Below are 4241 nucleotides of genomic sequence, written 5' to 3' on the forward strand. Positions count from 1 at the left end.
GCGGTACCACCATCATACTGTTTGAGAATTGACACGATTTGTGTCTCGGTGAATCGACTTTTCTTCATTGTTCCCTAAAGTTAAAAATTCCTACTTTTGAATTCTTCGCTTTTTAGGGAAGCTTACGTAGCTTTCTCGGTTGAACTTCATCTCAAAGATCTTCACGTTATTCTAACTGGTAAGGCCCCCCGAATTCACAACATTCATAAACTGTTTGAAAAATTGCCTCCGTCAATTAAACAAGAAATCTTAGCTCATGAATCAATCAGTAAAAATCCGTTTATGACTAGCGGTGATATTTTTTCATCGCAATACTTTAGCCAAACATACACTTTGAATGACAGGTTTCTTGATCAAATGAAGGCAATAAGTGACGGCTTTGAAAAATGGCGTTACGCACATGAAAGCGTTACTCTTAAATATGATTCATTTTTTGCCATTGGACTTATTGAGGCAGTGGCATCAACCGCAGACAACATTCGACAACAGAACTATAAAAAGATGAAAAGATAGCATGCCGTTGATTTTCACAAGTATCAACGGCAATGCCATCTTCAAACTATTTAGCCTTGATTTAAATGAATGAAATCTTACGACTTATTAAACTTTTCCGTTTGACTGCCTGGCGATTTTCTTAGCTTCCATAAGCACAGCGAGGTCTTCGAACTTATAAAATGCTACGCCACCAACTTTCGAATAAGCAATGGTGCGGTTGTTTCTTAAGTTTTGAAGCGTTCCCACAGAGATGCCAAGAATTTTACACACTTCATTCGATCGAAGCCACTGCTTCGTTACCTGACTTTGCTGCTTGTTGATCTCAGCAAGTAAGTTTTTATACTGCAAACGCATTTCTTCAAAAAGAAGGTTTTTGAATTCTTCCAGATCGCCAATAGTTATCAACTGACCGCGGTTTATAGATTTTTGTCCTATCGTTTTTTTATTGTTCATCACGCTATTATTTTTTAGATAGTTTTTCTTTCAATTGTCTCATATCGTCGCTTACCTTTTGGTCCAGGATCTTTGCATACTGCTGGGTTGTTCTCAGTGTCTTATGGCCAAGCATTTTACTCACCGTTTCAATTGGAACTCCGTTTGTTAAAGTCACTGTGGTCGCGAAGGTATGTCGTGCTGTATGAAATGTCATTTTCTTATTGATCTCGCAACGATCGGCAATCTCCTTTAAGTACTCATTCATTTTTTGGTTGCTGGATACCGGTAAAAGTTTCCCTTCATTCACGCACTGCGGATGATCTTTGTATCCGTCCATGATGCTCAATGCTTGCGGCAAAAGCGGAACGCGTGTTGCTGTTTCAGTCTTCACCCGCTCAGTATGAATCCACTTCTCTCCATCATGCCCTATGACAACATCACCCCATTTCAATTTCTGAACATCAGCATACGCGAGGCCGGTGTAACAGCAGAAAACAAAAATATCACGCACGGTAGCGAGCCGATCAGCTGAAAATTTTAAAGCAATGATTTTATCAAGTTCATCTTGAAGTAAGTACGGTCTATTCGTTTCACGGATTTTTACTTTAAAACTCATGAAGGGATCTTTGTCAATCCATTCGTTGGCCACACAGATGCGAATAATCTTTTTTAATTTCTTAATTGTACCCATTGCTGTGTTGTGATCCATGTTGCGAACGGACTTCAAAAAGAATTCGTAGCTCGTAATAAACTGATGATTGAGATTATCCAACGGGATGTCGAGAACTCCCTTGTGAATCAGAAAATCTTCCAGCGAAATAAGGGCTGACTTGTATCGCTTTAGTGTGCCTTTCGCGTACTCTTTGCCGACTAGGGCTTTTATTTCTTCAACGTGTTCTCGGTAAACGACGAGGAGTGTTTTGGCATCTTTGATGTCTTTGCCAAGTAGGAAACTTTTCACCTTATTGGCAGTGATGTCGATACCCTTTAACATCATTTCGCGTTGTGCTTCAAATACTTTTCCCTGAAGCATGTCGAGATAGTAATTCAATTCGCGCGTAGATTCCTTTTTCGAGTACACCATTCTGCAAGCTTTGTTGTCCCACTTCTCAGGATCAACTTCACGTTGAGTTGCCATTTCGAAACGGTCGCCTTCAACAGTTACCCTCATGTAGATCGGTGCCGGTCCACTCACATAGCTCGTTCTAGTTCTTAAAAAGAAGAGCACTTTCAATGATTTGTTCATCAAACAGAAATTTTAATGGTTAATAAATTTCCTTTGATGTCCTTGTTGAATCAAGATGTTCATTTACTGAACTACTTGATAATGACCCTTTTCGGTGAGTTCTGGTGAGCAGAATTTTTCCGAGAGCCGCTGCTCCCGATTTGCTCACCAGACAATTGAGAATCGGTGACTTTTTTGTACTGCATTAAAAACAAAAAAGCCCACAAAAATCAATTTTGTGAGCTTTTGAGAGTTTTGGTTGTCAACCTGTGATCCCGCTGGCGGTTCAGATGAGGATAGAAATTTGTAACTTAGTAATCTCTATTAAGCCAATCTGTGTTTTTCTATAAACACCTGATCGGTGGAACAGAGGAATCAAATGCGGAGAATACTTCAGACGGAAGGAAATCCGCTTTTTGTTTTCAAACTACAACGCAGATCTATGTGCAACTTTAAATCAGAGAAACAGAAGCATGACGAATTGGTGGCTCACTATGATGCTTCCTTTGCTTCCATTACCGAAGAAATTGATTTGATCAAAGAGAAATTTAGCATTATGCTTAAGAAAGACGATGCTCTCAAATCTATCGGAATGGAGAACACCAATGAGCTTGGTGTGCAAATGCTGAAGTACAATGAGAAGAATGCGCTGCCTGCGAATCTGACAAAAGAAGAGCTAACTGAAATGCGATGGTATCAACGCTTCCTCAGCGCGTATAACAACGTTGATGAATACGAAAGATACTATGAAAATGCTTTCGACTATTTTCCAACACACGTTCTGACCGCAGGAGAACCAGACAAATTCAAGATGTTTCGTTGGGGACTTGTTCCGTTCTGGCAAAAAGACGAAGCAAAGGCGATGAAGGATAGACTCAACACAGTCAATTGCATTCATGAGGAAATGTGGGAAAAGCCCTCTTTCCGCGATGCCATCAAGAACGGTCAGCGATGTTTGATTCCTGTAACAGGCTTCTATGAATGGCGTTGGCTAGATGAAGCTGGAACGATCAAGATTCCCTACTATATAACATTTCGTGATCAGAAGGTCAGATCAATGGCAGGCTTGTATTCGCGATGGAAGAATCCGCAGAATGGTGAGTACTATTACAGCTACACACTCCTCACCTGCCCCGCGAACACCATCATGGAGTATGTTCACAACGCAAAGAAACGAATGCCTGTATTCATTGATAAAGAAAATGAAAAGGCCTGGCTCAATCGTGATTTGAAAAAAGATGACATCATGGATTTGTGTAAGCCATATCAAGATCCATCAATGAGGGCTTACACTATTTCAAAAATGCTGACAACGCGAGGGATCAATCTCAACGTACCTGAAGTACGAGCACCTTTCAGTTACAATGATTCGATTCAACAAGCGAATGAATTTCTACTGCGTGGTGATAGGAAAAAAGCGATCGCAGTGTTTAAGGAATCAATGAATGCCTCTGCGGACGTGAGTAAAGTGGAAGATGAGAAATTGAAATTGGCCGCTGCGCAAGGTGTAAAGGATGAATTGGTGATGGCGTAGTTACTCCAAATAGCTTGACACAATGTTGCTGGTGGCGGTCACGAATAGAGCAAACGATCCCCACGCAAGCAACCCATAAATCCAGTTAATAATCTCTTCGCTTTGAAACAACAGGCATTCCTTTGCAAATTCTTTCAGATGATCTCTCCAACTCATATCACTCTCACAGTTTAAAAGGCCCCACCTTTTTGACAAGATCAGGGCCGATGGGCTCCGCTACTTCTTTTCTTTTGCTAACTGCTTTCTCCTTTTCTTTTCAGCGATCAATTCGATGTAGACTTTGAGCGCTTGTGTAACTATTGAATCGTTGTCTGCTTCAACCTTCCTAGCTCTTCGCTCCATGATTCGGAAATAGAACTCTCCCGTTTCATCCGTCCCATCGTCCAGGCCGACTTCTTTTAAGATTACCCGATCAAGATGTGGCTGGTGAATATTTCGCTACCGTCTGACCCACCCTTTCGGTAATTACCTGACCCACCTATTTCGGAAATGGTTTGACCCAGGTATTTCGCTAATTATCTGACCCACCCGTTTCGGTAATCATTTGACCCG

The 4241-nt window shown here is 41.1% G+C and carries 5 protein-coding genes; 2 read left to right on the forward strand and 3 right to left on the reverse strand.

Features of this window, described 5'->3' with window-relative positions; translation table 11 throughout:
* Positions 1-96: 96 nt before the first annotated feature.
* Positions 97-513 (forward strand): hypothetical protein, encoded by a 417-nt coding sequence (locus DQQ10_RS27590; protein WP_112750189.1) that lies wholly within the window; start codon positions 97-99, stop codon positions 511-513.
* 87 nt (positions 514-600) lie between these two features.
* Here the strand turns inward: DQQ10_RS27590 and DQQ10_RS27595 are convergent, their stop codons facing one another.
* Positions 601-948 carry a helix-turn-helix domain-containing protein gene (locus DQQ10_RS27595; RefSeq protein WP_112750190.1) on the reverse strand — a complete coding sequence of 116 codons (348 nt, stop codon included), beginning with the start codon at positions 946-948 and terminating at the stop codon, positions 601-603.
* Positions 949-955: 7 nt separating this feature from the next.
* On the reverse strand, positions 956-2176 hold the full coding sequence (locus DQQ10_RS27600) for a site-specific integrase (RefSeq protein ID WP_112750191.1): 1221 nt from the start codon (positions 2174-2176) through the stop codon (positions 956-958).
* A 358-nt stretch (positions 2177-2534) separates the two neighbouring features.
* On the opposite strand from DQQ10_RS27600, the gene DQQ10_RS27605 reads away from it, so the two are divergent.
* Entirely contained in the window at positions 2535-3689 is a 1155-nt protein-coding gene (locus DQQ10_RS27605) for an SOS response-associated peptidase (protein ID WP_112750192.1), read from the forward strand.
* Between the two features lie 216 nt (positions 3690-3905).
* Here the strand turns inward: DQQ10_RS27605 and DQQ10_RS28340 are convergent, their stop codons facing one another.
* Complete coding sequence (locus DQQ10_RS28340) at positions 3906-4031, reverse strand: hypothetical protein (protein WP_262511784.1); 126 nt, start codon at positions 4029-4031, stop codon at positions 3906-3908.
* Between the last annotated feature and the right edge of the window lie 210 nt (positions 4032-4241).

Source organism: Pseudochryseolinea flava (assembly GCF_003286915.1).
GTDB classification, from domain to species: Bacteria; Bacteroidota; Bacteroidia; order Cytophagales; family Cyclobacteriaceae; genus Ohtaekwangia; species Ohtaekwangia flava.